General features: G+C 49.7%; 1 protein-coding gene. It reads left to right on the top strand.

Annotation, left to right across the window (positions count from 1 at the left end; all coding sequences use genetic code 11):
* The coding region (gene hemH, locus A3751_RS18970; RefSeq protein ID WP_082863379.1) for a ferrochelatase at positions 1-869 on the top strand (869 nt) is incomplete at its 5' end.
* Between the last annotated feature and the right edge of the window lie 121 nt (positions 870-990).

The following is a 990-nucleotide window of genomic DNA, read 5'->3' as shown; positions in this document are numbered from 1 at the left end:
AGGTTTGGACGGAGCAAGGCTCTCCGTTAATGTTGCATGCGCTGGATCAGACCCACGCTATTCGAGAACGGATGCGCGCTGAATACGGGGCGCATATTCAGGTCGAGCTAGCGATGCGCTATGGGGAGCCAAGTGTGAGCAATGTCGTCGATGATATGCTCAGCGAGGGTTGTCGGAAAATGATCGTTTTGCCGCTGTATCCGCAATATTCGGGGAGCACAACGGGCTCTGTGTTTGACGCGCTAGCAGCAGATTTTACCCAGCGCCGATGGTTGCCACATTTTCGTTATATTGGCAGTTATCACACGCATCCTGGTTACATCGAGGCGCTTGCTCAGAGCGTTGAACAGCATTGGCAAGTGCATGGACGAGCCGATAAATTGGTTCTTTCCTATCATGGTGTACCGCAGCAATTCTTGTTGAAGGGCGATCCTTATCACTGCCAGTGCCATGTTACGACACGCTTGTTAGTGACACGCCTTGGCCTTAACGAAGACGAGTATATGACGTGTTTTCAATCTCGTTTCGGAAAGGCTCAGTGGCTGCATCCTTATCTTGATCAAACGATGAAGGCCTTGCCTGACCAGGGCGTGAAATCAGTTCAGGTTATTTGTCCGGGCTTTTCCGCAGACTGTTTGGAAACGCTCGAAGAGATTGCAGGAGAAAATAAAGAGTACTTTATGGAGTCTGGTGGTGAGCGCTTTGAATATATACCAGCGCTGAATGACCGGCCTGAACATATTGAAGCGTTAATGACGATACTTCGAGAAGAGGCGGGTAGCTGGTTGAATGATGGCGAATGCTCTATCGACAATAGTGCGAGGCAACTCCGATACGATAAGCACCCCCATAATAAAGCGGAAAAATAGGACGAGAGATAATGCTGAATCGAGTAATAACGGTGATGTTGGGTTGTGCGATGTTGGCAGGGGCGAACGTCGCCTTGGCGCAGCCAAAGTTAGAGAATGCATGGATAAGATTAATGCCGCC

This window comes from Oleiphilus sp. HI0080, from assembly GCF_001635135.1.
Note: the sequence above shows the minus strand (reverse complement) of the source record. Positions and strands in the feature narration are given on the sequence as shown.